This is a genomic window from Mesorhizobium sp. M7A.F.Ca.US.005.03.2.1 (assembly GCF_003997795.1).
GTDB lineage: Bacteria > Pseudomonadota > Alphaproteobacteria > Rhizobiales > Rhizobiaceae > Mesorhizobium > Mesorhizobium ciceri.
This window is the reverse complement of the sequence record NZ_RZRP01001198.1, coordinates 1-1,414: the sequence shown is the minus strand read 5'-3', so window position 1 is coordinate 1,414 and position 1,414 is coordinate 1. Positions and strand designations below refer to the sequence as shown.

Annotated in this window: 2 protein-coding genes; one reads left to right on the top strand and one right to left on the bottom strand. The window is 64.6% G+C overall.

Going from position 1 to position 1,414, the window contains the following annotated elements; genetic code table 11:
* Positions 1-121: 121 nt before the first annotated feature.
* Positions 122-868 carry a 3-oxoacyl-ACP reductase family protein gene (locus tag EN991_RS36190; RefSeq protein ID WP_013531692.1) on the bottom strand — a complete coding sequence of 249 codons (747 nt, stop codon included), beginning with the start codon at positions 866-868 and terminating at the stop codon, positions 122-124.
* Positions 869-967: 99 nt separating this feature from the next.
* Here EN991_RS36190 and EN991_RS41430 point away from each other — a divergent pair.
* A partial coding sequence (locus tag EN991_RS41430) for a helix-turn-helix domain-containing protein (RefSeq protein ID WP_245461175.1) occupies positions 968-1,414 on the top strand: 447 nt, incomplete at its 3' end.

Genomic DNA, 1,414 nt, shown 5'->3' with positions numbered 1-1,414 from the left:
GATTCATACCGATTTCGTTAAGCTTTCATAAATTTTGGAAAGCCTGTTGCAGAACGGTTTCACAAGATCGTGACGGCTGGAGCGGAGGGTGGTTCCGCCCCAGCCGGAAATCCCCGCGGGATCAGGCGTTGGCGCCGCCATCGATGGTCAGGGCAGCGCCGGTGACGAAGCGGCCTTCCGGGCCTGCGAGCCAGGCGACCATGCCGGCAATGTCGTCGGCCTTGCCGAAGCGCGGCGTTGCCATCTTCCGGCGCTGATGCTCGGCATGCGGGCCGTCGGCCGGGTTCATGTCGGTGTCGGTCGAACCGGGGTGGACGACATTGGCGGTGATGCCGCGCGGGCCGAGGTCACGCGCCAGCGCCTTGGTCAGGCCGACCAGCGCCGCCTTGCTGGCTGAATAGGCCGTGAGGCTGCCGTCGGTCGCCCGCTCGGCAAGGTTGCTGCCGATCGAGATGATGCTGCCGCCCTCACCCATATGGGCGGCCGCGGCCTTGGAAGCGATGAACGGGGCCCGGAGATTGACCTCCATGGTCTCGTCGAAATCGGCGAGCGACAGCGTGTCGATTGGGGCGGCGCGCCAGATGCCTGCGCTGTTGACCAGGATGTCGAGTCGGCCAAAGGCGGTTACGGCGTCATCGACTGCCTTGTCTAGGGCGACCGCATCGCGGTTGTCGGCCTTGATCGCGATGGCGCGGCCGCCCTTGGCCTCGATCTCGGCGACGACAGCGCGGGCCTGTTCCTCGCCATGCACATAGGTCAGCGCGACGCTGGCGCCATCGGCCGCCAGCCTCCGCGCAATCGCCGCGCCGATGCCGCGACTGCCGCCGGTGACGAGCGCGGCCTTGCCGTTCAATCTGCTGGAAGACATCGAATTCTCCTTTTATGTAATGATCGATACATAAATATCTGTCAGCCTTGCCCGCTGGCGTCAACTGAATTATGTATCGATCAACACAGAAAGAGCGTCATGTCGGAACGAGGCCGTCCCCGCACCTTCGATCGAACCGCGGCCCTGCGCCGCGCGATGCAGGTGTTTTGGGCGCGTGGTTACGAAGGTGCATCGATGAGCGAGCTGACCGCCGCCATGGGCATCAACTCGCCCAGCCTCTACGCTGCCTTCGGCAATACCGCGCTCCAGACGTTTTTGCAGGGCGGTGTGGTTTTCGGCACGACGGCGGCGCAGATCGTCGCAGATGGCGCCGCGGCTCGAATCCTGATGCAGTGCGCCCAGCGTGATCAGGCAGCCCTGCGGGCGATCGCTCTGCGCATAGGCTTTCGCCGTCAGGCACAGGAATTGTTCGATCGCCTGCCGCGCGGTCGGAGCCTCGTCCAATGCCAGCCAGATGTCGGCACCCTCGGTGTGCGAGTAAAAATCCGTCGCCTCCAGGAACAGCGCCTCCTTGCTGCCGAAGGC

Excerpts from the sequence above, each read along its gene's own strand:
- EN991_RS36190 (WP_013531692.1), bottom strand. The coding sequence starts at position 868 with ATGTCTTCCAGCAGATTGAACGGCAAGGCCGCGCTCGTCACCGGCGGC.